Raw genomic sequence first — 877 nt, 5'->3', positions numbered from 1 at the left:
AGAGGACCTAACAAAAGTCAGGGCTGGGGTGGCCACCGACGAAGGGCATCCCCAGCTTGAGTGCATGGTCCGCGAACTCGTTCCCGACGCCTTCTGGCAGCGTGTGGCGCCGCTGCTGCCTCCGCCGCGACCCAAGAAGAAGCTGGGGCGCCCCCGAGCAGATGACCGAGCGGCACTGGAGGCCATTGTCTTCGTGCTGAGGAGCGGTATTCCTTGGGAGATGCTTCCTCGCAAGCAGTTCGGCCTGTCGGGCATGACGGCTTGGCGCCGGTTGGAGGAATGGACCGAGGCCGGCGTCTGGGAAAAGCTCCAGCACCAACTGCTGGATGAGCTGGGGCTACGAGGCAGAGTGGACCTCTCCCGCGCCAGCATCGACTCGTCGTCTGTCCGGGCCTCAAAAAGGGGGCCCTCACGGGCCCAAATCCGACGGACCGAGCGAAGGCGGGTAGCAAGCATCATCTTCTCGTAGAGGCTCATGGACTGCCGCTCACCGAGTCGCTGACGGCGGCGAACGTGCACGACACCCACGAACTCTTTCCCCTCGTGGACTCCATACCTCCCGTGAGGATGCCTTCAGGGCAACGCTGCTTCCGCCCCAGAAAGGTCCACGGGGATAAGGCCTACGCCTCGAAGAAGAACCGGCGCGGGCTTCGAAGGCGCGGTATCGCACCACGCATCGCGCGACCAGGTGTCGAGTCCAAGGAGCGCCTGGGACGTCACCGTTGGGTGGCGGAGCGCACTCTGGCCTGGAAGAATCAACTTCGTCGGCTCCGTGTCCGTGACGAGCGCAGGGACGACATCCACTTCGGCTTCCTCGTCCTCGGCTGCTGCGTCATGCTCTTCCGAAGCCTCTATCCTCACATTTGATAGAGGCTCT

1 protein-coding gene is annotated in these 877 nt (G+C 63.7%); it reads left to right on the top strand.

From position 1 onward, the window contains the following. Window positions 1–64 precede the first annotated feature (64 nt). Window positions 65–867 (top strand): IS5 family transposase gene (locus HR086_RS47200; protein ID WP_174468946.1). Its coding sequence is split into 2 segments (ribosomal slippage): window positions 65–410 and window positions 410–867, totalling 804 coding nucleotides; the frame shifts between segments, so codons are not numbered across the junction. Window positions 868–877 lie beyond the last annotated feature (10 nt).

The organism is Myxococcus sp. CA039A (assembly GCF_013336645.1).
In the GTDB taxonomy this organism is placed as follows: domain Bacteria; phylum Myxococcota; class Myxococcia; order Myxococcales; family Myxococcaceae; genus Myxococcus; species Myxococcus llanfairpwllgwyngyllgogerychwyrndrobwllllantysiliogogogochensis.
Note: the sequence above shows the minus strand (reverse complement) of the source record. Positions and strands in the feature narration are given on the sequence as shown.